The organism is Polaribacter sp. KT 15 (assembly GCF_900143115.1).
GTDB lineage: Bacteria > Bacteroidota > Bacteroidia > Flavobacteriales > Flavobacteriaceae > Polaribacter > Polaribacter marinaquae.
The window spans coordinates 831,715-856,838 of the sequence record NZ_LT670850.1 but is presented as its reverse complement, the minus strand read 5'-3'; the positions used below and the strand labels follow the sequence as shown (position 1 = coordinate 856,838).

Here is a 25,124-nt window from a genome sequence, read left to right as displayed (position 1 = left end):
ATTTTTTAGTTTTAAGCTGCGTTATAAATTCTACTTAATTCTCTTTTTATTGTTCTAAAATCTAGGTCAATTTCCAAATTTTCTGTTAGTCCTGTATTTACAACGTAAATTAAAGATTCTTTTCGGTAAACAAATTCACCTTTATTCAAAGATTGCTCTATACTATCAGTCTTGGCTAATAAACAAACAAGTTGGTAGTCTTTATTTATCTGCTGTGTTTTATTACTTGGATGTGCTTTTGTGTAATGTTGTGTTGGTGTTAATTTTATTAAATTTTCTAAATAATGAGCTAATTGTGGAAAATCTGCTTTTGGAAAAATATGATGTATTTGAGTCGCTTCTCCATTTGACCATTGGTCAGTAACTTCACTTTGAGTATACATTTTACGAATCATATTCATAGCCTTTTGGACTTGGTAATCTGAATAAGATTCATTTTGTTCAATCATTAGGTTTTCGTGTTCAGAAATTGCTTCTGTTCTTGAAATGCCTTTGTTTTTATCAATATCTCTCCAATTAGGACGATTATACATCAAATCAGTGTAATAGATTTGTCTTTTAGATAAACGACCTTTAATTGTTCCAAAAATATTGTTTTCACAAGCGTAAATATTTAAGATTTTTGGAAAAATTCTATTTACTTCTGTAGTTCCATTAATTGGTGTATTACCAATTATAAATCTTTGAAAACGAGTTTTCAAATCTTGAAATTCAGCATTGTCTATAGTTCCAGCTATACATTTGTCTTTAAAATCTTCAAAAAATCTTAGTAGATTACTATCTGACAAAACTTTTTCTAAATAGTGGTAAAGAAAAATGTAGGCATTTCTCTCTTTCATTCCAATAAATTCAAGGATGGATTTATTTGCTATTTTGTAAAGGTTTTTATTACCAGATTTTCGCATTTCTAAAACTCCTGAATATGCTAAAGTCCTCAATGGTTGAGAAGTGAATTTATCATATTCTTGACGAGTTGTTTCATTTTGAGCATCAGGTTTATTAAAAATGCCTTTTACATTTGTATTGAAATAATTGTCGTTCCAAATATCATCTTTAGTAAATTCAATATTTCTGTCAGCATCAAAATTTACAACACAATCTGCAATGATACTTAAAACGTCAGGTGTTACTTTTTGGTCCATAAACCTTGCATCTTTACTTTTTCTTACGTCAAAGTCAACTTCTTGCAAGTGGTTGTTAATATTTTCTATCATTCAGATAATTCTTTTAAAAGTCCAAAGAAAAACACAGAATTGTTATCTATGTTCAATGAACGTGTTCCGTGATTTCTTGCTACTCTGTAATAATTTTCAAATTCTTTTGTACTATAAAATTCTAAATCTTGTTCAGTTGGTAATCTACTTCCGTTTTTTAAGGTTAATAAAGCAACTGAACCATCAACAATTGTGTTTTTAGGTAAGAATGTTGCTCTTGGGTAATAAGTTAAATTAGGAACCATTACAACATCATTTTCATTTATATATTTTGAAACTGCCAAGTTTTCTAAATTATCTACGTAACAATCATAGTTTACAAGGTCTTTAATTTCATTATTACCAATATTCCTAGCTTTTAAAACTCTTATTTCTCCATTGTTTTTAGTTAATGACTTTGTTATTTGTCTATCTCTAAAACTTTGGAATATGTCAAGTTTCATTTTTGAAGCAATTTTATCGAAGTTTTGGCTTCTATATATTAACCAATATGGAAAGTCATTAGATAAAATATATATTTTACTCTTTAGAGAGTATTTTTTATTAATATAACTTTCAATATTAATGTTATCAGATTTTTCTGTTTTGATAGTATTAACTAAAAAACTAACAGTTTCTATTTTTACACCTTTAAACGCTTTTTCTCCATAATCACAAATTTTTTCTAGATTGTGAGTGTTAATTAGTTTTCGAGTTTTATTAAATTCTGGAGAATTTAAAAGACTTTTAGGAACAATTAGAGAAATATAATTACCTAATCTTATTGATTTTTCAATAAAAAAAGAAAACAAGTTATTGGTATCTGTATTTTGCAAATCAAATCTATACCTGTCAAGTAATCCTTTGTTTTTTGTTAGTTTTTTATACGGAGGATTTCCGACAACTAAATCATATTTTAATTTAGTATTCCATAATAGAAAGTCTACATTTTTCAGATTTATTTTGAAGTTTTTGGGTACTTTAATCTTTTCTAAAATAGTTTTTAATACTCTTAATGAGTTATTATCAATATCACAAACATCAATAACTATTTCTTCTTTGTCTTTATATTTTTCAATTAATTGAGGAATGAAATTACCAACACCAACAGAAGGTTCTAAAATCCTAATTTTCTTTTTCTTTTTAAATTCTGGTAAATCTTTAATTACTGAAAAAGCAATGTCTTTTCTTGTGAAATAAGCAGAGGTTTCTTGCCTTTCAGAATTAGAAAACTCTGCAATTAAAAAGATGTTTTCTAATGATAGTTTGTTAAAGTTTTCTTTTATGAACAGAATTAAATTTTCTGTAATATTTAATTTATTTTCTTCAATGATACTTTTGATTTCAGTACTTGATATTTTTTCTTTTTTGTAAAAGTTTTTAATATTAGAAGCAATACTTTTAAAAACACCAGTTGGAACAGCTTCACCTAGACAATGTCTTATGTTTAATTCTTCTTTTTTTAGAAATAGTTTTTTTTCTAAATCTGTTTTTTCGTTTAAATCTTTCGTACTTACATTAAACCATTCAAAACTTTCTGGAATAGACATCATTCGCATAAGTTCTCTTATCGAGAATACTCGGTTATCTGTTGGGTGAACTGTGTTTTGGCTTGACAAGATATCATTTCTTGTATGCACACAAGGACCTTCTTTTTCCCAATACCATCTTGCATATTTATCCCCATTTTTACTTTTGTTTGGAACTAACTTTCCATCAATGATTCTGTGAGGTATCCTTAATTCGTCAGTTTGTTCAAAAGCAGATTGACCTTCTTCTAAATTTTCAATCCAAGGAAGCATTCTTTTGTCAAATTCACGATAAGCGTGAAAAATATCTTCAGATATTTCACCCATTTCTTCTAATCGTGGTAAATCCCCAATAAGTTGACGTAAAGTTTTTGCTTTTTGTTTTTTTGGAAATATATCAAAAGGTGAAACATCTTGAATATCTTTTCTAATACCAATTACTAAAGTTCTTGTTCGACTAGAATTTGAACCATATTCTTTGAAGTTTACAATTTTAGTAAGAATATTATACTGACCACCAAGATTATATTTTATTGCTTCTTTAATAGGTTTATCTATACCATCAACATCTGTACAAATTGTATTTAAAAATGCTCTTACATTTTCGTAAATGAAAAATTTAGGAAGTATTTCTTGTGTTACTTTTATAGATTCAATAACCAATGAGTTTCTTGATTTTTCATTGTTCTTCTTGTGGTTTGCAACAGACATACCTTGGCAAGGAGGAGTTGCAATAATCACGTCAGGTTCTTTTATTTTATGTTTTTCTTGCCAAAATTTTAATTCAGAAAAAAGTTTTTTCTTAACATCTGAATTTGAAATATCTCCAGGGATATATCCAGTTTCATATTTACATTTATTGTTGTAAAGTTGAATTTTTAAGCGTTTTGGTAGAAGTTCATTTGTTGCTATACATTCAAAACCATTTTGTTTGAAGCCATAGCATCCAACTCCAGCACTGCTAAATAAGCTGATGTATGTTAATGGTTTTTTCATAATTCTAATTTCCCTTGTTTTACGTTTACATTTCGATAATAGTTAGCAGTATCTTCTGCAACTGAAAAAATAGATTCAGAACATTTATATTTCATTGCTTCTTTAACGAATTTATCTGCAAAAAATAAATCAGTTACGGTTTGCAAATCGGTTTGAAAGAGTTCAGCTAATTTTCTCAATTTCGTTTTACTAAATTTTTGACTTTCATTTTCAATACGACATATCGCACTTGTATTGATTCCTATTTTTATTCCGAGTTCGGTTTGTGTCCATTCTCGTTTTTCTCTTTCAGTTTTTATATAATGTCCGAAACTTGCCATTTGACCTATTTTTAGCAAATGTAATAATAAATTGCGATTTTTATATCAAGTTGTTCTGTTTATTTTCGGGTGGTGGTGGGAAAAGGCAAGCTCTTTTTATTTTTTGAGGCACGAAAAAAATGAAATGTGCTTGACTTTGTGGTGGCTTTTCGGAGCTTGTGTACAACGTGTTTGTGTTATGATTAGTTGCGTGTTTAAGCAACTAATCTACTAAATAAATCACGAACGGCGAAAATCCGAAGGATTTTCCAAGTGAGCTAAAAGCAGCAATTAATTATACACGTTGTTGCCAACTGTTTTTTTTCTAAAATTCGGATTATATTTCTCATATTTCAAATCAAAATTTGAGCTTAAAAATTCAATTGTTGGTTTAACGTATTCCTTCTTTTTCAAATTTAATATTGATTCACGTTTTGTATGTCTTTCATTCAAAATGTTAATTTCAAAGGTTTTATATATATCTGCTAAATCTGGTTTTGCATCACTAAACCAAGCAAGTTTTTGAGATTTCCTAAATTTCAACACTGCTAATTTCGGTGTTTTAGAAATGTCAATTCGTTTTTTAAAAAACAATTCTCCTAAAAAAAATGAACCAATATAAAGATTTGAATTTCTTTTCAAGAGCCCTCTTTTCAGAAATGCTATTGATATTAGGAATAGATAACAAATAATGCAAAGTGAAAGAATTAAATAATCTTTCGGACTTAAATTATTTTTGAACAAAAAGAAAATTTTAATTAAAAAAGGAGCTCCAAGATAAAGTAAAAATGTAATTTTCTGATGATTAGTAAATCTATATTCTAAGATAATTTTTTTCATTCAGAGTGTTTTCCTAAATAGTTGGCAACGTTGTTGTGTAAGATTAGTTGCGTGTTTTAAGCAGTGAATTTAGTAAATAAAACACGAACCAAGAAAGTCCGTTTGGACTTTCGTAAATTGGCTAAAACCAGCAATTAATTTTACACGGTGTTGGCAAATCGTTTTTATTCTGTTTTTATTTTTTCCCACTTTCCTTTTCTAAAATACATATTATGAAACTTTTTAGATTTAAAAACTAAATAAAAATTCCACCAACTTTTTCGATAAGTTGTCGGATTAGTTTCAGTAATATGGTGATTAGGTTCATTCATTTTCAGAACGAGTCTTTCAGAACTATATGGTTTTACAGTTGATATTGTTCCTTTATTTATTGAAATTATTTTTTCGTTTTCCATTGTATAAAGAAAAATAGAATCGTTTTCAGTTATTTCCATTTTAAAATGGTTGTATTGCCAATCAGCTTGTTTTCCTTTGAAAAAGTTTCGGTCGATTGTATATTCTCCATAATAATCGTCCTTTTCAAGAAAACTTGTATCAGGAAATAAGCTCGCAATTAAGAATAGTCCAATCAGACAAAAAAATGGTATCCAAATACAACCAATTGCTTTAAAAAACCCTTCTTTTTTACTGAATGCTCCCAATAAAAAAAGTATTAAAGTTAAAGGAAGAATTATGAAAATCATTCCAAGATTAAATCCAAATCCCATTTAGTTTATATTCATTTTTTTATTCGGAAAACACATAAAATTCATCTAAAAATTCTCCAGAAATATTTAAGTGATATTCGTAAAATCCAATTTTATTTTTTTCAAAAATATTAACCTTTCCAATAATAACTATTCTGCCATTAAAATCATTAGGTATTTTAATCTCAATTCCGCTAAATTCATATTTTAATTTATCTGTTTCTCGATTATCAATTGTAGTATTATTTTTAATTAATTCACCGAGAAAATGGAATGTTTTCTCTTTGACTTTTAAGGTATTTATTATTTCAAATATTTGATTTTTCGCTTTCATTAAATGTTTGCCAACGTGTTTTTGTATGGTTTGTTGCGGTTTTAAGCAATAAAGTTAGTAAATAAAACACAAACCAAGAAAATCCGCGAGGATTTTCGTAAGTATGCTTTTTGCAAGCAATAAATTATACAAGGTGTTGGGCTTTCGTTTTTATTTTTCCTGCTTTTTTTCAAATAAAGAACTTAATTTGTAAATTCCATTTTCTTCGAAATAATAACTGTTTTCATATTCTTTATCAAATTCCTTACTTAATTTTAATTCTGATTTTTTCCAATTTTCAATAAGTTTTTCTGTTGAAATAATGATTTCTTTTGATTCCATCATTTGTGACGGAATTTTATTCCAAGGTAAACTATAAGTTGCTTGTTCAAATTTTATAGCAATTGAATCTCCATATATTTCTTTAAATAATTTTGGAAATATTTCATTTTTTACTGGTAATGGATAACCTGAATATGGATTATATAAAATTGGATTCAAAAACTTTCCACCTGCAACTTCTCCTTTTTCTAAAGGAGTAATATAAATTCCAGTTCCACAACCAAAACCTTCAAAAGGAATAGAATCAATTTTTCCGTTTTTGAAGACATTATAACTAATTCTAATTCTCGAATTTGGTTCACCCCAAGTTACATAATAGAATTTTTCATTTGTGGCATTTTTAAAACCAAGATATATTGAATCTATTTTTTCAAAATCTTTTGAATTTGAAATCCATTCAATTGTTCTTTCATTTTCATTTGTAACTTTATTCCAACTGTTATCCCAAAATTCAGCCCAAGGTCTTTCTTCATCTTTTTCAAAGAATGATTGAGCTATAAATAAATCTAAAGAAGCAGGTTGTTCATATAGGCTTTTTTTCCAATTCAAATATTTCCAACTAAACATTCCAGCTAGAATAATTAAAATTAAAAAAAATGTAATTATTATCTTCTTTTTCATTTTTTTGAGTTCGAGTGAGAAATGAAGCCCAACGTTTTTGTATATGATTTGTTGCGTATTTCGAGCAACTAATTTAGTAAATAAAAACGGAATAGAAAATCCCCTAAGGATTTTCGTAAGTTTGTAAATCACCAGCAATAAATTATATACGGTGTTGTATTTAGCGGTTTTGAGTTCTAAATAATCTTTCTACTTGAAATTTTATTCCGCTCTTTTTTCCCGCTTCAAAGCTCAATATTTTTCCCGCTTTCAATGCTCAAATTTCCTGTTTCCTGTTTTCTGCTTTAAATTCCGCTGTTGTGCTAAAATCTTTTCTCTCCACAGTTTTTTCCAGCTCAAATTTTATTTTTAAATGATTCTTTAATTTTTCCGTTTTATTCAATTTTTAGATCTCCGCCGTTGCGCTAAAATCCTTTCTTTCCACAGATTTTTTTCCCGCTCAAATTTTAAGTTTTAAATGAATCTTTAATTTTTCATTCTATTTCTAAACTAGTCTTAAATAATTTTTAACGGTGCAATTTTCTCTTAAAATGGAGGAGAATATATTTTCATTTTTAGCTTTTGAGTATTTCTTTTCGGCGTATAATTATGTTAATTTACTTTTTAGAACTCCTAAAACACAAATTAGGAATTTCTGGCTGAAATTCCGCCGTTAAATACAACGTGTTTGTACAAGGTTAGTTGCTGTGGTTAAGCAATAAAGTTAATAAATAATTACTGACAAAGAAAATCCGAGAGGATTTTCGTAAGTAGGCAAGAAGCAAGCAATTAATTTTGTATGGTGTTGTAACCAGTACTTTTAATCCCACCATAACCAAAGTCCGTTCATTTGCTTAATCATTAATTTCAAGTTTTCGATTTCTCCAACACCTTGGTCAACAGAATCAGGGCAAAATTCATAAACTTCTTTTGAAAATTCATCTAAATCTGCTGGCATTTTCTTAAATTCCAATTCAAGCCAATCTCTTCCACATCCAATTATGTTCAGCCCAAACTTATCATTCCATTCAGATATTTTTGAAACAATATCTTGATTTTCTAAATCGTGATTAATTCCATCTGTTCTTCTATAACGTAAAATATCGAGGTCATTTTTCCCTTTTATTATTCCAATACTTCTTAAATCGTCTATTCCAGTGTAAACAAATATTAAATATCCTTTTTTTCTAAATTTTTCTTTAAGTTTTCGAACTATAGAATTTCCTTTTTCTTCTGAAGTTATCGAGTTAATTCCGTTATGAAATTGCTCCAAAATATCTCCGGTTTCTTGGTCGATTCCTGGTAACTGAATTAATTCATTTTTCGTTTCTTTTTTCAGTTCTTTTATAAGTTCGATTTCAAAGCCTAACTTATTCACTAATTCAGTTTCTTTTGGTGAGAGATTTTTTGCTCCACAACCAAAAATTGATAAAATTCCCATAATTATAAATACCTTTTTCATTTAGTTCGAATTTTTCTTGTATTGGTTACAACGTTGTTGTATATGGTTTGTTGCGTGTTTCAAGCAACTAATTTAGTAAATAATTACGGACAAAGAAAGTCCGCGAGGACTTTCGCAAGTAGGCAAGAAGCCAGCAATAAATTATATACGGTGTTAGGGCACGTTTTTATTCCAGATTTAATTTATTCTTTTTACAATGTTCTTCTACTATCTTAAGCCAATGATCATACCAATACCAAGCACCTTCTACACTAACTCCGTAATTTTTAGAAGGATTTTTTCCGTCTAATTTTTTCCAAAGTTGAGTATGTTTATGAACACTAAATTTATTAAACCCTTTCTTTTTCATTAATGCAACAATATTAGATGGAAGATGTTTTTGCTTTTCCTTTTCTTTTATTAGTACATATTCTTTATTTAGCCCTTCAGCTTCTGGCGTGTTGGCTGGAATAAATTCAATCACTTTATCTGCTTGTCCTTTATTATTTGCTGATTTTGGAACGTACAAGACTCTATATGAAAACCTAATATCATTATATAATTCATCGCTTAGTTTGTCATCAAAATCATTTATATAAGTAGCAATATTTTTAGGTAAGTCAGTAAATTCTTTTAATTTTTCTGTTTGTTCTTCATTAATTGTTGAAAACTGTAAAGAAACTGAAAGATGCTTGTCAATTGCATATTTTGATTCGAAGAGTTTTTTGATAAATAAATTATAATTCAAACAACAAGATTGGAATCTTGCACTTAAATATTCATCTATTTTGGTTGTCATTTGATGTTCAATTTCGTGACGAAGCCCGATTAAAAACCTCAAATTTGATGCAGTTATATTGTCAATGGGACTTTTTTCTTCGTTTAAACATCTTTCTAATTCCCAATATTTATATGCTCCTCTTTTTGTTCTATGATACCTTTTTCGTGTATTGACAACATCGTGATATCTATACTCAATTTTCTTATCACGATAATATGCGTGTAATAAATACATCCAAGCAATGTTTGATAAAACAATAAAACTTTCGGATTTGAACTGAATATTTGGATTGTTAAATATTTGAACAGCAGAAAGCATTGCTTCTCTAGATTTTGTTAGAAGTTCAGTTTTTACTGATTTTACTTTTCTATTTCTTGTTGCCATTCGTTTTTTCTAATGTGCCCTAACGTGTTTGTGTATGATTTCGTTGCGTGTTTCAGCAACTAAATTAGCAAATACAAACCAAATAGAAAATCCGCGAGGATTTTCGTAAGTAGGCGAGTACTAGCAATGAATTATACACGGTGTTCTACACCGTTTTTTATTCAGATGTTTCTCCTCCTATATTTTCTTTTTCTTGATTTCCAATAATATCTTTAACATCCTTATCAAGCAGAAAATGTGTCATTCCAAATTTTGGATTATATCTTATAGCTTTATCGAAATTTACTATTGGTACTTTAAATTTCTTTTTGTATTTATTTCCAAAAGCGTCTTTGATTTCTATTTTCAATTCCGTATTTCCATTTTCATCTCGTCTCGGATAATGATTTCCCCAACTTGATGACTGTTCAAAATAACAAGTTCCGTTTTTAGAGTTTCCTATTCTCAAAAACCCACTATATCTATCTTCAGTTTCAGGGTTTACTTGTCTTAAATTTGGTGTAACAAGAGATTTTTCATCTCCTGTTGGAATTGCAAATAAATCCAAAATATTAGATTCTTTTATCCATAATCTTTTTTGAAATAATTTCCTTTTTCCATCATCTTTGTAATACCCAATTCTGATTTTTCCAATTGAAGAATCAGCAGTTCCACGGTTTGTTATTTCTAAATAAACAACAAAAGCTGTTTTATGAACATCATATGTTCCAAACTTTGGTGGTGTATACTTTTCTCCAGTTAAAAAAACTGAACCATAAGTCATTTTCGGAATTATTCTAATATTAAATCTTGGTCTTTTAACAATAGATTTAAATATTCCGCTTAAAAATCCGACTGCTAAAGTCGAAAAAAAGATGATTACGTTTAGAACTCCTATGTTTGAATTCAGCCAATTTTTAATTTCTTCCAATCTAGTTTGTTTTAAATGGTGTAGAACGCATTTGTGTATTGAATTTTGCGTTTCTAAACACTAAAGTACACAAATAAATACTTACTTAGAAAAAAACGGAAAAGTTTCGTAAATCTGCTATAAGCAGCAATTTTTAATACACGTTGTTAGATATAGCAGTGCCACCAAAAGTAAAAGTAAATCAATTACTTATCTTAAAATACTTGTTTCTTTTTTTTGTTAAAAATCGAAGCAGAATGCAATTGAACTAAGTTGCCAAATATTTACTTAAAATACAGTTTTCAAGCAAAAATGGACTAAGTTTTTTTAGCATTTAGATTTAGAAAAAAAGGTGGATAAGCAATTAACTTTTTTTGGATTAGATTGAATCAGAACGCAAACGAATATTTTCCAAATAAACTACCAACACTTCACTTATAAACAACTCAAAAAAAAACGGATAAAAAGTTTCGCTTTTAATCAAGCGATTACCAATTCAGTTTCTGGTTTCAATTCGCTATTAAATATTCAGAATCTTTTGATGCGTTTAAATCCCAAAAAAAGAACTTTATTTCTAATATTTAGCAAGTATTTTGATTGTCGAGGTTGAGGTAATTCAGCAATTAAAATGCACTAAACTTCGTTTGGCACTGTTTTCTCTAACGTTGTTTTGTATGGAAATTTGCGTTTTAAGTCGACGGCTATTTTCCGCAGGAAAATAGGAGTAGACAGAAAAGAGCAAACTTTTGATTAAGCCAAATTAAGCAATTTTTTATACAAGGTGTTGTAAAATGCGTGTTTAATTTCCACTTTACAAGTTGTAAAATTATTATTTCTTTTTTTTTTTTTTCTAGTTTCTGAGCAAATTCTGAAATTTTGATTTTCCGAGCTTTAAGAAGATTTTAATTAAACCTTTATTTTACTCTTAGAAATCTCTCAGTCTTTTTAAATTAGTCTTTAAGAACGAATTTCTCCGACTATTACTCAGGACTTTGCTTAACACCGCAATTTTAGTTTCAAACATTAAATAGTTACAAGTTTTCAGATATTTTCAAACAAGCTAAATTCCTCAATTTTTTTCCTTTTTTTTATATTTTAAAACTCCTAACTCAAACAATTATTTTTAAAACTCTAAAAACACAAAATTTTTCACGCGAGAGAGAGTATTTCTAATTAGTCATTTTCAAATAAATTTTCCGCCTTTGGAATTTAAAATCACAATGTTTATTAAAAGAACTTTTGTTTTCGGATTATACTTTCGCCCAGTTTTTTACAACGTGTTTATATATGATTTGTTGCGTGGTTTAAGCACCTAATTTAGTAAATAATTACCGACAAAGAAAATCCGCGAGGATTTTCGAAAGTAAGCAAAAAGCCAGCAATAAATTATATATGGTGTTGGCATTTCGTTGTTTTTATTCCGATATATTTTTTCTTTTAAAAGGTATATATTTAAAAATAAAACCTAAAGAAACTGCACATAATGCTCCTGAAATTGTGTGAATTACACCATTTTCAGTTAAAAAATAAGCCATAATTCCGACAACCCCAATTCCAATTCCAATAATTTGTGATTTATTCATATTTTTTATTTTCAAGTAAATTTATTCAATATTTTATTCCGCAAACTTATTCAATTCCGATTGAGTGAGCAATTCCGCAACTTTCAAAACTCCGAAAGAGTGATTTGAATAGGTCCTTTAATGTTTTATAATTAAAATATCACCTTTCTTAATTTTGTCAAAGGATATTCCGCTAATTGTAATTCCAACATCATCTGTTCCTGCTTTAACTTGTTGTAAATTCTCTTGTTCAAATTTTTCAAGTTTAGTAACTTCAACGATAATTTCAGAACTGTTTGAAACAAGAATAATTTTTTCTCCCAAAGTGATATTTCCTTTTTCAATTTTTCCAGTTACAGTTGGACCTGAATTTGTTTTGATATTAAACACGTCTTGTATTACCATCTTAAATTCCATTGATTCATTATTTTTCTTACTATTATTACATCCAAAACTTAAAATTCCGATTATAAATAGAATGGTTTTTAATTTTCTCATTTTAATGAATACTAAATTTCAATATAAATTATTTCTTTCATTTTTAACGTGATTTTGATTTCGCTCGCCAATGAATGCCAACGTTGTTTTGTATGGAAATTTGCGTTTAAAATGAACGGCATTTTTCCGCAGGAAAAATAGAGTTTATTAAAAAGTGCAAACTTTTGATTAAGCCAAATTTAGCAATTTTTTATACAAGGTGTTGTAAAATGCGTGTTTAATTTCCACTTTACAAGTTATAAATTACCTATTTCTTTTTTTCCTTTTTTGAGTTTCTGAATAAATTCCGCAATTTTTATTTTTCAGCGTTTTCACAAGTTTTTAATTCAGAATATGAGTAAACCTTTATTTTACTCTTAGAAATCTCTCAGCCTTTCTAAATTTGTCTTTAAGAACGAATTTCTCCGACTTTTACTTAGCACTTTGCTTAATTCCGCCATTTTAGCTTCAAACAGTAAATAAGTTTCAAGTTTTCAGATATTTTCAAACAAGCTAAATTCCGTAAACTTTTTCCTTTTTTTTGCGTTTTAAAAATCTGAAGGAAAAGAACTATTTTTCTTTTCTTAAAATTCTAAAAACCTTCTAATTTTTTTCAAAATTTTGATTCGCGAGAGAGTGTTCCAAAAAACTAATTTTTCAAACGTTTTATTTCGTTTTTTCGAGTTTTCAGACTTTAAAGCTAAATGTATTTTTAAATATCTGCTGTTCTTAAATTATACTTTCAGCCAGTTTTTTACAACGTTGTTGTGTATGATTAGTTGCGTGTTTTAAGCACTAAAGTTAGCAAATAAATCACAGATAGAAAGTCCGCGAGGACTTTCGTAAATTGGCTAAAACCAGGCAATTAATTATACACGGTGTTACCTGCAGGCTTTTATTCAATTCAGTTTATTTTATAAATCATTTCATAATCGTGTGCAGTTACGAACATTGGTAAATCGCTCCATTTTTTTCCGTTTTCTTTAGCTTTTTTATATGTTTCCCTAAAAAGCTCTTGCAATCGTAATATGATTAATAATTCCGCAATTTCATAAGCTTGTTCAATTTCTGAAATGTTGAATTTTTGATTTTTATAAACGTCTTCGTAAATTTTTTGAAGTTTTTCAAATCCAGTTATGGTTAAGTCCTTATTCGTATGATTGTCAAAATCCGCTAACCATTCATAATCCTCTTTTCCGATTTCGCTAAACGAAAACAAGTCTATAAACCATCTGTCGTAATTTATAGTAAATCCGTTCATTTCGCAATAAAAGGCTTTCAGATTTTTTGTAAAACTAAAAGTGTATTTCAGTTTTACACCTGAATAAAATTTGGAAATAAATTCGCTTAATTCAGATTCCAAATGCAGAAGATTCATTCCAATTAGTTGGTGAAATTCCGTTTCAGAAATCTTGCTCAATTCTGATTCCGCAATTTGTATCGCAGAATCTAAATCATTCCGTTTTACATATTCGTTAAGTTTATCTTCTAATTCGAAGTTCATAGGTTTGTTTAGCTGTCTTGTCCTGAAATATGGCTACAGGTTAAAATTGAATTAAGCTGATAATTTATATACCATATTTGGTGTTTTATAGTCTAAAGATAAGTGTAATCTTATCTCGTTGTATAAATTAATTGCATTTTTTGTAGCTCTCTTTGCGTGTGCCACATTATCAAAGGTTTGGTCTAGATAAAATTCATCTTTTAAAATACCATTTACACGTTCAGCCATTGCGTTTTCATAACAATGATTTTCTTCAGTCATACTGATGTCTATTTTCTTTCTTTTTAATATTTGAGTATATACATTACTGCAATATTGTATCCCTCTGTCTGAATGATGAATAAGCCCATTAATGTTTTTAGCTTTATAAATCGCCTTATTTAGCGCTCTCACACATCCTTTAAGTTCCAAGCTATCACTAAGGTCGTAACCAACAATTTTTCGAGAGTGCATATCTGTTATTAAAGCTAAGTAACAAAATCCTTTTACGGTTCTTATGTAAGTTATATCACTTACCCAAACCTGATTAGATTTTGTAATTTTTAAGTCTTTTATAATATTATTATATTTATAAAATCGATGATATGAGTTTGTTGTTCTGGCACTAGTTTTCCTTCTAAGTGTTAGCATTTGGTGTTTTCTAAGGACATTAAATAAAGTATCTCTACCAACTTTAATATTTACTTTATTAAAATCTACATCTAAAGATTTAGTAAGTTTACGCACACCTTCTCTAGGAAGAGATTTGCGTCTTTTTCTAACAATATTTATAATCTGTTGTTCTAATATTAAACGTTTATCAGCTCTAGATTTGTATTTATAATACGCATCACGTTTAAGTCCAAAACAATGAGTTATAGTCGTTAAAGACGCAAATTTCTTAGATTTCTCTTTAGCTTTTATTAAGGCTTTATACTTAACTTTTTTTTTAGTTCAGCAATAGATTTATAACCTAAATCTTCAGCAGCTACTTCTAAATAGGATTCTTCTACCATAGCATCGAGATCTTTTTTAAGTAGTAGTTTTTTTAGTTGCTCAACCTCTTTTTGAAGAGCTTTAATTCTGGATATTTCGTCTTTAGTCTCCACTTTTACTCTGGTGTTCATTAAGTCTTTACGATTGTACTTTTTAATCCACTCATTAACGGTTGTAGGTGCAATAGAGTAGAGTTTACAAAGTTCGCTCTTTGTGTGTTTTCCGATTGTAAGTTCGGCTAAAATTTTTAATTTAAAAGGTTCACTGTAACGTCTAATTACTTTGTCATTTCTATACATAATGTTTAAAATTATGTAGCCTTATTTCAGGACGGGTGTAGCTTGCAGGTAACGTTGTTGTATATGGTTTGTTGCGTGTTTTAAGCACCTAATTTAGCAAATAAAAACCGAATAGAAAATCCGCGAGGATTTTCGTAAGTAGGTTAGAACTAGCAATAAATTATATACGGTGTTGTAGCTAGTTATTATAATTGTTCTATTAGTTTCTTTATTCTTTCAAATTGATTGTCTTTCTCTAATGGATTGATTTTATTAAATGATAACTGTGAAATATTTTGATTTAAAATCTTTATTTTATTTAACATTGGAATTATATATTTCATAAAATGGCTAAAATGCTGTTCAATGTCGGAATAATTTGAAGCTAATTTATAACCTGGTTTTCCAGAATGACTAATAATAAATAATCCTTCATATCTTAAATCTCTAATTAATAATCTGAGTTTATCTTCCGTTATAGTTTTTGAGAAGTTTTTCAAAAAATTAATTAGTTCATAACTAGGAACAAGTCTTTCCGAATCAATTTTTGAATTTGTATATAAATATTCCAATAATCTTCTTTTTAGAGCATCTTCACTTTTTTTAGAGGATTCTAAATAGTTTTTTAATGATTCAAGATTTAACTGACTTATTTCCTTACTTAAAGTTTTAGTTTTTTTAATTTCTTTATTACTAATTTTTAAATATGGATAATAACTAACAGACATTCTTGTGTGTAGAATTTCGTAAATTTTAGAACTTTCAGGATTGTAATGACTTAAACAAAAAAGGCGACCTAACGAACCTGCTATTATATCAGCTAATTGGACTAATTTTTCATCAGTTTTGTCATCTGAGAGTTCAAATGTTCTATCAGGATTAAATAAATCTCTTTGAGTTCCATTATTATCTATGAAATTAACTAACTCAGTTCTGAAATCATCAGAACCTAGTTTATCTAAATAAATATTATATGAGCTATAAACTTGATTGTATTTTCTGATTAGTACTTTTTGAAAATATTTATAGAATGTTTTTTTAAACCTTAAACCACCTTCATCTTTATCTAATTTATCTTTGTCAATTACTAAAACGTCAATTGAGAAGTCTAAATTTTCTATTAAGTAATTTAGAATATCTAGTCTTTTTTGAAAATACTTTTTGTCTCCAATATTTTTTGATTTAATATCATTTCCTAATCTGAATTTTTTACATATTTCTTTTCGTAAGATTCTTGCATTGTCAACTTCAGATTCTGGTATAATTACAGACGCATATACAAAATGACTAAATGTTCCTTTTTTAGAAAGGTCTAAATGCGAATTTCCAAATTCATCGATAAATATTTTCGCTTTTTCCAAAGTTCGTCTTTAATTAGCTACAACGTGTTTGTGTTATGGAAAGTTGCGTTTAAAGTGAACGGCTATTTTCCGCAGGAAAATAGAAGTTTACAAAAAAGCAACAAACTTTGGTTAAGCTAAAAATAAGCAATTTTTTATACACGGTGTTGTAAAACGTTTTAATTCATTTTTTTCTCAATTAATAAAATCATTTCGTTTATTTCTTCTAAAAATGACTTTTTATTTTGTGCAATTAAATTTTTTGAGTCACGGTTCAAGTTTTCAGGCTTTTCGATAAGTCTTCTCCAAAGTTTATAATGTTCTTTTCTAATACTCAAATAATTTTTGAAACCAGAATAATTTTCAACATATTTTCCTTTTTCATACTTATAAATTTTGTCAAATTCAAACGCACTGGATATTTCAATATTTAAAAATCCAGGTGCATCATTTTCAACTTTATTCTCTCGTTCAATAATTTCAAAAATTCCGTCATTATTAAGGTCAGTTAGAAAGTATGTGTTGAGAGAAATTCCGTGTATTTTTTTACTCTTTACTTTTAATTCAGAAATTTTTCCTTTTGCAACATTTAATTCTTCTTGAGCATTAATTGTGTTTATAGTAGCAAAAAATAATAATGTCATTATAAATCTTCTCATATTCTTTTCATTTTTTTGATTTAGAGAATTTTCCAATTGTTAATAAAAAAACAGATATTAAAATTAAGCTTAAAAAAAATATTTTTTCTCCAAAGAAATGCACAATTCCAATTTTAAAAACATAAATAATCCCACAACCTAAAATCAGAGCTATTGAGAATCGAAAAATTATTAATATTAACTTCATTTATTTTCGTTCTTAATGTTTTACAACGTGTTTGTGTTATGATTAGTTGCGTGTTTGAGCAACTAATCTACTAAATAAATCACGAACGGCGAAAATCCGAAGGATTTTCCAAGTGAGCTAAAAGAAGCAATTAATTATACACGTTGTTGCCAATAGTTATTTTATTTTTCTTCCTTTAATTCCGCTTGCACAACCGAAAAAATATTCCACATATTCAACCTCAAATTCAGGTCTGTTAAAAATGCGATGTGTGTTTTTTGAATTCCCAAATTCCTCTGTATAAACTCCAAGCATTTTATAAGTTTCTGGGTTTCCGAGAAATACTTTGCCTAAAATCGGTATAATATTTTTCAAGTAAAACATATAAAAAAGTTTCAAGATTTTTCTTTTAGGAACAGAAACATCAATTAGCGAAAATCTTCCGTCTGGTTTTAAAATTCGGCTAATTTCATTAGCTAATTCTCCAAGTTGTTCATCATTAAATGTCTTTAGTCCGAATCCTGAAATAACATAATCAGCAGTTTCATTTTCGATTGAATTGTCAAAAACGTTTTCTTTAAGAATTTCAACCGAATGTTTTTTCAATTTCAATTTATTCTTCTCTGCACGATTTGTCATTTCTGTTGAGAAGTCAAGTCCGATTAGTTTTGAGTTTTTGTCCGATTTTCTTAAGATATGTTTCCAACATTCTCCCATTCCAGTCATTAAATCGACAACTATTTTTCCTTTTTCGATTTCAATTTCCTCAACACATTGTCTTCTCCATCTTTCACTAAATCCGAATGAGGTTATGTAATTCATTTTTGAATACGAACTACTCATTTTGTCAAATAGCTTTTCAACAAATTTAGGCTCGTATATTTCTTTCATTCGTGATAATGTTCATAATTATTGGCAACGTGTTTATATATGGTTTGTTGCGTAGTTTAAGCAATAAAGTTAGTAAATAATTACAGACAAAGAAAATCCGCGAGGATTTTCGTAAGTAGGCAAAAAGCCAGCAATAAATTATATATGTTGTTGTGGTGTCGTTTTTTTATTCAATTCGTTTTCCTGTTTTATCTATTTCAAACCAACTATCACTTTCAGAACGTAAATGTTCATCCAAGTCATAATACAAATAACAATCGTAAGTTACTGTTGCAATTCCATTCTCAAAATTAGAAGCACATTCAAATTGAGGCTTAATTATTATTTCTCCTTTTTCATTAGCAAAACCAATTTTTCCGTTTTTCTTAATTCTGAATAAACCTTCAGAAATATAATCAGGCCCATTGTCATACATATAAACTTCAAAAATTCTTTCTCCTTTCCGATTTATTCCAATTAAATCATAAGTCTCTCTTTCAAGTATAATTCCGAATGTTGTTATAGTGTCTTTAAATGTGAAATAGATATTTTCTGATGAAATTAAAGTGTCTCCTTTTCGATTCATAAAAGCAAAGTCATCTCCCATTTCGTAAAATTTACTTTTCGAAATTCTGAATAATGTGTCTTTAGAATTTAGTTCAGTTAATTCTGAATATTCATTTTCATTTGTACTTGGTTTAAATCTTTTCGAACAAGAAAAAAGTGACAAAATCAAAACGATATATATTATTTTCTTCATTTTTTTGGTTCGAGTGAGAAATGCACCACAACGTTGTTGTATATGGTTTGTTGCGTGTTATAAGCACCTAATTTAGCAAATAAAAATCGAATAGAAAGTCCGCGAGGATTTTCGTAAGTAGGCTAGAACTAGCAATAAATTATATACGGTGTTGTGCGTTCGTATTTATTTTCTTTTATAATGTTTGTCAAATTCTTTCATAATGTTTGGACTATAAAATTTTCTCGGTGTTCCCGTTTTCATTCTAAAATCCATATACCTTTTTCCACATAGTTTATCGTCATTTTCAATTTCTCTCATAATCTCTCGAAATTCCTTTCCAAATTTTATGTCCTGATATGTTGCTTTTAATTTAGGAACAAGGTCGTCTTTAAATGACCATTTATATTTTGCTGCAAATTGCTCTTCTGCAGATACTTTTACTGTTATTGCATTAGGGTCGTCATTGTCATAACGAACTGCCATACTTTCGATTGATTTTGAGCGAACGAATTTTGTTTCTAATACTAAACTAATATTATGCTTTTGTTTTAACTCAGAAGGAAAGTCAGATTCTTTTTTCTCTATATATTTCAGTAAGTTTTTGTGTTGGTCATCTTCATTTGCGATAGAAAAGCTTTCCATTTCGTAGGAATGAAAAAAGGAAATAGGCATTAAATAAAAATTGTATTGAGTCAAGTCATATGAAAACCATTCGTTTGCACATTGAACATAACTTTTCAAGCTAGCAGTTCCAATCTCTAAAACCTTTTTTTCAAATAATTTACTTTCATTAAAAAAGTGAATTGCATTATCTCTAATTTCAACTAAAAGTTCAATGTTTTCCGCTAACCTTGTTTGTAGTTTAAGTTTTTTGATGGCTGTGAAAATATCAATCGTCATATAATTTCCAGAACGATTAACTTTATATTTTGGACGTTTAAATGGCTCTCCATTTTTTTTCCTTGCAGAAGTATCAATTAAATTAATTGATTTTAAATCATTTTTGTTGTCAAATACAATTTTAGCTTTTAAAAGTGTTTCCCAAGCATTGACCATTAAAATAGAAAAACTTTCCTCTCTATATTTAAAGTCAGGTTTATTGTAAATTTCAATTGCAGAAATTGCTGCATTAACTGACTTTTCAAGTAGGTATGAATATTTTGATTTTCTTGCCATTCTCGATTTTCACAGGTTTTTGGTTATATGACGCACAACGTTATTGTGTATGGTTTGTTGCGTAAATTTAGCTAAAAATAACCAATAATTACAGACTTTTATGCGTGCGAGGTTTTTCGCAAGAAAAACTTAGTAAGCAATAAAACATACACGGTGTTGGGCACTGCTTTATTCTTTTTTCAAATTGTTCATTACACATTCTAAACTTTCAAAATTTTTTCTATTATTTCCCATAATCGAATAGTAAGAAAATAGAATGGTTTTATATTTATATTTTTTCACAATATGTTTGTCAAAATAAGGATTTCCATTCGTGTTTTTTAGTACATACATATATAGAGTTCCATATTTTTCAGTTGTTCTAGCAAAAGAAAAAATTTCATTGTTATAATATTTTTCTCTAATTAATAAATCAATTTTTTGATATTCAGAAGTTTTAATTTTGTCACTTAAAGTTTCAATAAGAATTTTTGAATAATTTTTTGAAGTAATTAAATCTGTTTCAATTATTAATTTTTCATTAATTAAATCAATTTGTTTATTATAAATTGTTATTCCACAATCAACTAGTGATTCCTCAATTTTTGGAAATAAATCTTGAGAAAATAATTGGAAATTCAGCATTAGAAAAACACATAAAAATTTCAGATTTATTTTTTCAATATTGTTTGTTTTTTTCATTTTTACCTTCCCATTTTTAGTTGTGCCCAACGTGTTTGTGTTATGGAAAGTTGCGTTTAAAGTGAACGGCTATTTTCCGCAGGAAAATAGAAGTTTACAAAAAAGCAACAAACTTTGGTTAAGCTAAAAATAAGCAATTTTTTATACACGGTGTTGTAAAACGTTTTAATTCATTTTTTTCTCAATTAATAAAATCATTTCGTTTATTTCTTCTAAAAATGACTTTTTATTTTGTGCAATTAAATTTTTTGAGTCACGGTTCAAGTTTTCAGGCTTTTCGATAAGTCTTCTCCAAAGTTTATAATGTTCTTTTCTAATACTCAAATAATTTTTGAAACCAGAATAATTTTCAACATATTCTCCTTTTTCATACTTATAAATTTTGTCAAATTCAAACGCACTGGATATTTCAATATTTAAAAATCCAGGTGCATCATTTTCAACTTTATTCTCTCGTTCAATAATTTCAAAAATTCCGTCATTATTAAGGTCAGTTAGAAAGTATGTGTTGAGAGAAATTCCGTGTATTTTTTTACTCTTTACTTTTAATTCAGAAATTTTTCCTTTTGCAACATTTAATTCTTCTTGAGCATTAATTGTGTTTATAGTAGCAAAAAATAATAATGTCATTATAAATCTTCTCATATTCTTTTCATTTTTTTGATTTAGAGAATTTTCCAATTGTTAATAAAAAAACAGATATTAAAATTAAGCTTAAAAAAAATATTTTTTCTCCAAAGAAATGCACAATTCCAATTTTAAAAACATAAATAATCCCACAACCTAAAATCAGAGCTATTGAGAATCGAAAAATTATTAATATTAACTTCATTTATTTTCGTTCTTAATGTTTTACAACGTTGTTGTGTAAGAAAAGTTGCGTGTTTTAAGCAATGAAGTTAGTAAATAAAATACGAACCAAGAAAATCCGAAAGGATTTTCGTAAGTAGGCTTTTACTAGTAATTTTTTTTACACGGTGTTGTAGTGCGTTATTTACTTTTCATTTTTTTTAACCATTCCTCATAATACGGTCTGTCATTATTTGCTGGAACTTCATACCATTGTGAACAAACAAAATAAATTTCTCCGTTTATTTGATATGGATTTTTCCAATATCTTATTCTCTCGTAATATGGTGAATTTTCTTTTGCTAAAAATGGAAACTGAATATCAAAAGTTAATTTTGAATAATCACCTCTTTGTAATCTCTCAATTTCATTTCTATCAATCAAGTTACTTTCAACCAAATCATTGAATGTTTTTCGGACATATTTTCCAATAGGAAGTTTTCCAGAAGTTTCATTAATATTCTCAAAAGTTTTATATTTTCTCGCTTTCGGTTTTTGGTAATTATCTAATGAAACTATTTTTTTCTTGCTCTCAATTTTTACTTGTAATACTTTGAAAACTTTATCGATTACTTTTGTGTCAAACTCATTTTGAAGTTCAGATTTTAAATATTCAATTATTTTTTCACCATAATTTTCAGATAGCATTTTAGTTTTCAATTTTTTAAAATCCTCTATTTCTTTTAGTTGTTGAATTTTCTCTTGAGCGTGATTTTCAATGTCTTCTTTGTTATAGTTTTCTTTACTGAATAATTGTACAAATTTTAACCCTTTTTCTATATCTCTTTTGAACTCAATTTCATCGATTAAAACAATGCCATTTTTATTGAAAAATTTACCGTCTAAAAATACTTGAATTTTATTGCCAATTAGAATTCCTAAATCAACTCTCATAATTCCCATATAAGATGATAATTGACCTTTGAAAGTGGAATTGTCAACTTCGATAGAAGGTTTTTTGACTTCTACAATGAAAAGGTTTCCTTTCTCTTGTGATTTTAATATTAAATCTGGACTAATTCTATTTGATGCTCCTAATTGAATACTTTCTCGGACAGCGATTTCATTATTAAATTCACTCCATCCTAATTTTTCAAATGCTTGAACTACTTTTAATTCGAATAACTGCTCACTTGTATTTGTAGGTAAGTTTTCAGAAAGTATGTAACATAGTTCATTCCATTTTTCCATATTGAATTTCTGTTTTTAATTAATGTTTTTCATTTTTCCTTTAATGCACTACAACGTTGATGTGTATGATTTCGTTGCGTGATTAAGCACTAAAGTTAGAAAATAAAAACCGAATAGAAAATCCGCGAGGATTTTCGTAAGTAGGCTTTTACTAGCAATGAATTATACACGGTGTTGTGCAAAGTATTTTATTCACCCGATGTTGGTATTTTTCCATTTATCCATTCTTTTATCTGATTTTCAGAACCAGGAAAATAAGCTAATTTTTTATTCTTAGTATTTAAAATTCCAAATGCTAAAATATGATATTTTTCGTTATGTATTTTTCTTTCAAATTGGCTGTCATTTTCAGCTATTTCAAATAAATAACCTACAACTCTTAATTTATTTCCAACTTTTTCAAATTTACTATCTATCATAGAAATTACCCATATTTCTTTTTCTCCAATTTTTAGTTTAGAGTATGGCGTTTTTTGCCTACTTTCTCTGATTTCAATAACTTCTCCTTCTAATGCAATAATTTCATTTTTCCACCTTTTTATTTTTTTCCATTTTTTCTCTGTGAAATTAATTGGGAAAGATTTTATTTTTTTATTAGAAGCTTTTTCAGCAGTATTCTCTATTTCAGAAGTTGTTACTTTTCTAATTTTTTCACAATTATTATCTAAATAAGGAATTATTCCATTCTTTACTTTACTTAAATTCCCGTTTTCAATTAAAATTTTATGTTCTTTTGAGTCTATGATATTAAAAATAAAGTTAAATTCTTTATCATAACACCTGTTAAACTCAGTTTTTATTTCAGAACTATTCTTTACATTTTCGTCAATACATTCACAAATCTTAATTGAAATTTTTTTAGTGATGGATTCAACACTTTGACCAAGAATTGATAGACTTGAGAAAGTCAAAATTAATGTTACTATTTTCTTCATTTTCATATTTTGCACAACTAGTTATATGCAATCAAATATATTGCATTTTCATTATAATTTACCGGATAATAAAACTTTTTTGTTGTTATTATCGGTCATTTTTATCTTTTGTAAAGCTCTATCTAACGGATTCTGAATCTCCATTAAATCTTTTCTTTTTACATGTGTATATATCATGGTAGTTTCTGGTCTAGAATGTCCTAACAAAGACTGAATGTATCTTATATCAACTCCGTTTTCAAGTAAATGTGTTGCATAGCTGTGCCTTAAAGTGTGTGGTGTTACCGTTCTTCTAATGCCTGCTTTTAAACAACTTTTCTTTAAAAACTGACGTACACTTTCCGCGCTGTATTTTCCCTTGTTTTGTCCTTCTACAAAATAAATTTCGGGTTTGTATGAGTAATAATAATTAGATAGTAACGGAATAAAACTATCGGCTAAACTAACATATCTGTCTTTTCTTCCTTTACTATTTTTAATAACTAATTGCTTTCTATCAATATTAAAGTTCTCTAATTTTAAATTAATCAATTCGCTAATTCTTAATCCGCAAGAATAAATTAAAGCCAATATTGCTTTGTGTTTTAAGTTTTGGGTAACGCCAATAATTTTTAAAACTTCCTCTTGAGATAAAATATTAGGTAATTTTTTAGATTTCTTGGGTCTAACTAATTCTAAATTATTTATTAAAGTTTCAGGATAAAAAACTATAAATAGTTTTAAAGCGCTAATAAATTGTCTTTGCGAACTTACAGAGTAATTTCTCTCTATAAATACACTTTCAATAAAAAGTTCTACAGATTTATTAGTTAGTTCGTTTAACGCAGTTTTTGTGTGAAAGTTTATAAAATCGGCAACAAAAAAAGTATACGTCTGTATGGTGCTTTTACTATACCTTTTCCCTTTTAAATAAAGATAAAAATTATTTAAAAGCACTTTTTCATCCGCAGAGAAATTTCTTTTAAAAGGGGTTTTCTTTGTTGGGTTTTGAATTGTTAATTTTGTAATTTTATCAAAATTTCGCTTAAGAGTTTCTAAATTTAAGTCGGTATCTGGCAAATACCAACATTTAAGAGATGTGCTCCATAAAGCTCCATTAATTTTTCTTATAATATTTATTAAATCATTATTATAATCAAACTTAATTAGAAGTTGTTGCTTGTTACGGTGCTTTTTTCGCTCAACAAATATGTTAGGATATTTTTTCAATTTTCTTATTTATAGCACCTAAATATACTAAATATAAGTCGATTATAAGTGTTTTTTAAATAGGTTTTTTAATAATTTTGTTAGAAAAACGTTATTGCTACAAATAAAATGTGTTTGTAAATTTTAATTAAAACTTTAGTAAATCATTCACATAATAAATAGCTGTAAAACTTAAAAATTAATAATACTGATGTATTTTTACATAATTATTTAAACT

The 25,124-nt window shown here is 27.7% G+C and carries 25 protein-coding genes; all 25 read right to left on the bottom strand.

Features of this window, described 5'->3' with window-relative positions:
* Positions 1-11: 11 nt before the first annotated feature.
* Positions 12-1,214: a hypothetical protein gene (locus B5464_RS03975; RefSeq protein WP_079737300.1), complete on the bottom strand. Its 1,203-nt coding sequence runs from the start codon at positions 1,212-1,214 to the stop codon at positions 12-14.
* A complete protein-coding gene (locus tag B5464_RS03970) occupies positions 1,211-3,718 on the bottom strand; it encodes a DNA cytosine methyltransferase (RefSeq protein WP_079737299.1) in 2,508 nt (835 codons plus the stop codon). Before B5464_RS03970 ends, B5464_RS03975 begins: the two co-directional genes overlap by 4 nt.
* A complete protein-coding gene (locus B5464_RS03965; protein ID WP_079737298.1) occupies positions 3,715-4,038 on the bottom strand; it encodes a helix-turn-helix domain-containing protein in 324 nt (107 codons plus the stop codon). Before B5464_RS03965 ends, B5464_RS03970 begins: the two co-directional genes overlap by 4 nt.
* Before the next feature lie 270 nt (positions 4,039-4,308).
* Complete coding sequence (locus B5464_RS03960) at positions 4,309-4,857, bottom strand: hypothetical protein (RefSeq protein ID WP_079737297.1); 549 nt, start codon at positions 4,855-4,857, stop codon at positions 4,309-4,311.
* Positions 4,858-5,021: 164 nt separating this feature from the next.
* On the bottom strand, positions 5,022-5,564 hold the full coding sequence (locus tag B5464_RS03955) for a hypothetical protein (protein WP_079737296.1): 543 nt from the start codon (positions 5,562-5,564) through the stop codon (positions 5,022-5,024).
* Positions 5,565-5,583: 19 nt separating this feature from the next.
* Complete coding sequence (locus B5464_RS03950; protein ID WP_079737295.1) at positions 5,584-5,877, bottom strand: hypothetical protein; 294 nt, start codon at positions 5,875-5,877, stop codon at positions 5,584-5,586.
* Between the two features lie 150 nt (positions 5,878-6,027).
* The gene (locus tag B5464_RS03945; protein ID WP_079737294.1) at positions 6,028-6,819 is read right to left on the bottom strand and encodes a hypothetical protein; all 792 of its coding nucleotides are present in this window, start codon (positions 6,817-6,819) and stop codon (positions 6,028-6,030) included.
* Positions 6,820-7,618: 799 nt separating this feature from the next.
* The gene (locus tag B5464_RS03940) at positions 7,619-8,260 is read right to left on the bottom strand and encodes a DUF4253 domain-containing protein (RefSeq protein ID WP_079737293.1); all 642 of its coding nucleotides are present in this window, start codon (positions 8,258-8,260) and stop codon (positions 7,619-7,621) included.
* Between the two features lie 166 nt (positions 8,261-8,426).
* Positions 8,427-9,404, bottom strand: a complete 978-nt coding sequence (locus B5464_RS03935) for a DUF3644 domain-containing protein (RefSeq protein ID WP_079737292.1) — start codon at positions 9,402-9,404, stop codon at positions 8,427-8,429.
* 157 nt (positions 9,405-9,561) lie between these two features.
* Entirely contained in the window at positions 9,562-10,314 is a 753-nt protein-coding gene (locus B5464_RS03930; protein ID WP_079737291.1) for a hypothetical protein, read from the bottom strand.
* A 1,394-nt stretch (positions 10,315-11,708) separates the two neighbouring features.
* A complete protein-coding gene (locus tag B5464_RS03925; RefSeq protein ID WP_154066926.1) occupies positions 11,709-11,876 on the bottom strand; it encodes a hypothetical protein in 168 nt (55 codons plus the stop codon).
* A gap of 117 nt (positions 11,877-11,993) precedes the next feature.
* A complete protein-coding gene (locus B5464_RS03920) occupies positions 11,994-12,353 on the bottom strand; it encodes an EF-Tu/IF-2/RF-3 family GTPase (protein ID WP_079737289.1) in 360 nt (119 codons plus the stop codon).
* Between the two features lie 883 nt (positions 12,354-13,236).
* Complete coding sequence (locus tag B5464_RS03915) at positions 13,237-13,836, bottom strand: hypothetical protein (protein WP_079737288.1); 600 nt, start codon at positions 13,834-13,836, stop codon at positions 13,237-13,239.
* Between the two features lie 51 nt (positions 13,837-13,887).
* Positions 13,888-14,739, bottom strand: coding sequence for an IS3 family transposase (locus B5464_RS03910; RefSeq protein WP_079737287.1), 852 nt, complete (start codon positions 14,737-14,739; stop codon positions 13,888-13,890).
* Positions 14,739-15,110: a transposase gene (locus B5464_RS03905; protein ID WP_079737286.1), complete on the bottom strand. Its 372-nt coding sequence runs from the start codon at positions 15,108-15,110 to the stop codon at positions 14,739-14,741. The genes B5464_RS03910 and B5464_RS03905 overlap by 1 nt, the downstream gene beginning before the upstream one ends.
* A gap of 185 nt (positions 15,111-15,295) precedes the next feature.
* The gene (locus B5464_RS03900; RefSeq protein WP_079737285.1) at positions 15,296-16,450 is read right to left on the bottom strand and encodes a DUF3800 domain-containing protein; all 1,155 of its coding nucleotides are present in this window, start codon (positions 16,448-16,450) and stop codon (positions 15,296-15,298) included.
* A 158-nt stretch (positions 16,451-16,608) separates the two neighbouring features.
* Positions 16,609-17,088 carry a hypothetical protein gene (locus B5464_RS03895; protein ID WP_154066925.1) on the bottom strand — a complete coding sequence of 160 codons (480 nt, stop codon included), beginning with the start codon at positions 17,086-17,088 and terminating at the stop codon, positions 16,609-16,611.
* Between the two features lie 343 nt (positions 17,089-17,431).
* On the bottom strand, positions 17,432-18,145 hold the full coding sequence (locus tag B5464_RS03885; protein ID WP_079737283.1) for a class I SAM-dependent methyltransferase: 714 nt from the start codon (positions 18,143-18,145) through the stop codon (positions 17,432-17,434).
* A 166-nt stretch (positions 18,146-18,311) separates the two neighbouring features.
* Positions 18,312-18,884, bottom strand: coding sequence for a WG repeat-containing protein (locus B5464_RS03880; RefSeq protein WP_079737282.1), 573 nt, complete (start codon positions 18,882-18,884; stop codon positions 18,312-18,314).
* Positions 18,885-19,049: 165 nt separating this feature from the next.
* Positions 19,050-20,042, bottom strand: coding sequence for a DUF3644 domain-containing protein (locus tag B5464_RS03875; RefSeq protein WP_079737281.1), 993 nt, complete (start codon positions 20,040-20,042; stop codon positions 19,050-19,052).
* A gap of 168 nt (positions 20,043-20,210) precedes the next feature.
* A complete protein-coding gene (locus B5464_RS03870) occupies positions 20,211-20,723 on the bottom strand; it encodes a hypothetical protein (RefSeq protein WP_154066924.1) in 513 nt (170 codons plus the stop codon).
* Between the two features lie 165 nt (positions 20,724-20,888).
* Positions 20,889-21,368 carry a hypothetical protein gene (locus B5464_RS03865; RefSeq protein WP_154066923.1) on the bottom strand — a complete coding sequence of 160 codons (480 nt, stop codon included), beginning with the start codon at positions 21,366-21,368 and terminating at the stop codon, positions 20,889-20,891.
* A gap of 345 nt (positions 21,369-21,713) precedes the next feature.
* Entirely contained in the window at positions 21,714-22,763 is a 1,050-nt protein-coding gene (locus B5464_RS03855) for a type I restriction enzyme HsdR N-terminal domain-containing protein (RefSeq protein WP_079737277.1), read from the bottom strand.
* 188 nt (positions 22,764-22,951) lie between these two features.
* Positions 22,952-23,698, bottom strand: a complete 747-nt coding sequence (locus tag B5464_RS03850; protein WP_154066922.1) for a hypothetical protein — start codon at positions 23,696-23,698, stop codon at positions 22,952-22,954.
* 51 nt (positions 23,699-23,749) lie between these two features.
* Positions 23,750-24,907 (bottom strand): tyrosine-type recombinase/integrase, encoded by a 1,158-nt coding sequence (locus tag B5464_RS03845; RefSeq protein WP_079737275.1) that lies wholly within the window; start codon positions 24,905-24,907, stop codon positions 23,750-23,752.
* Positions 24,908-25,124 lie beyond the last annotated feature (217 nt).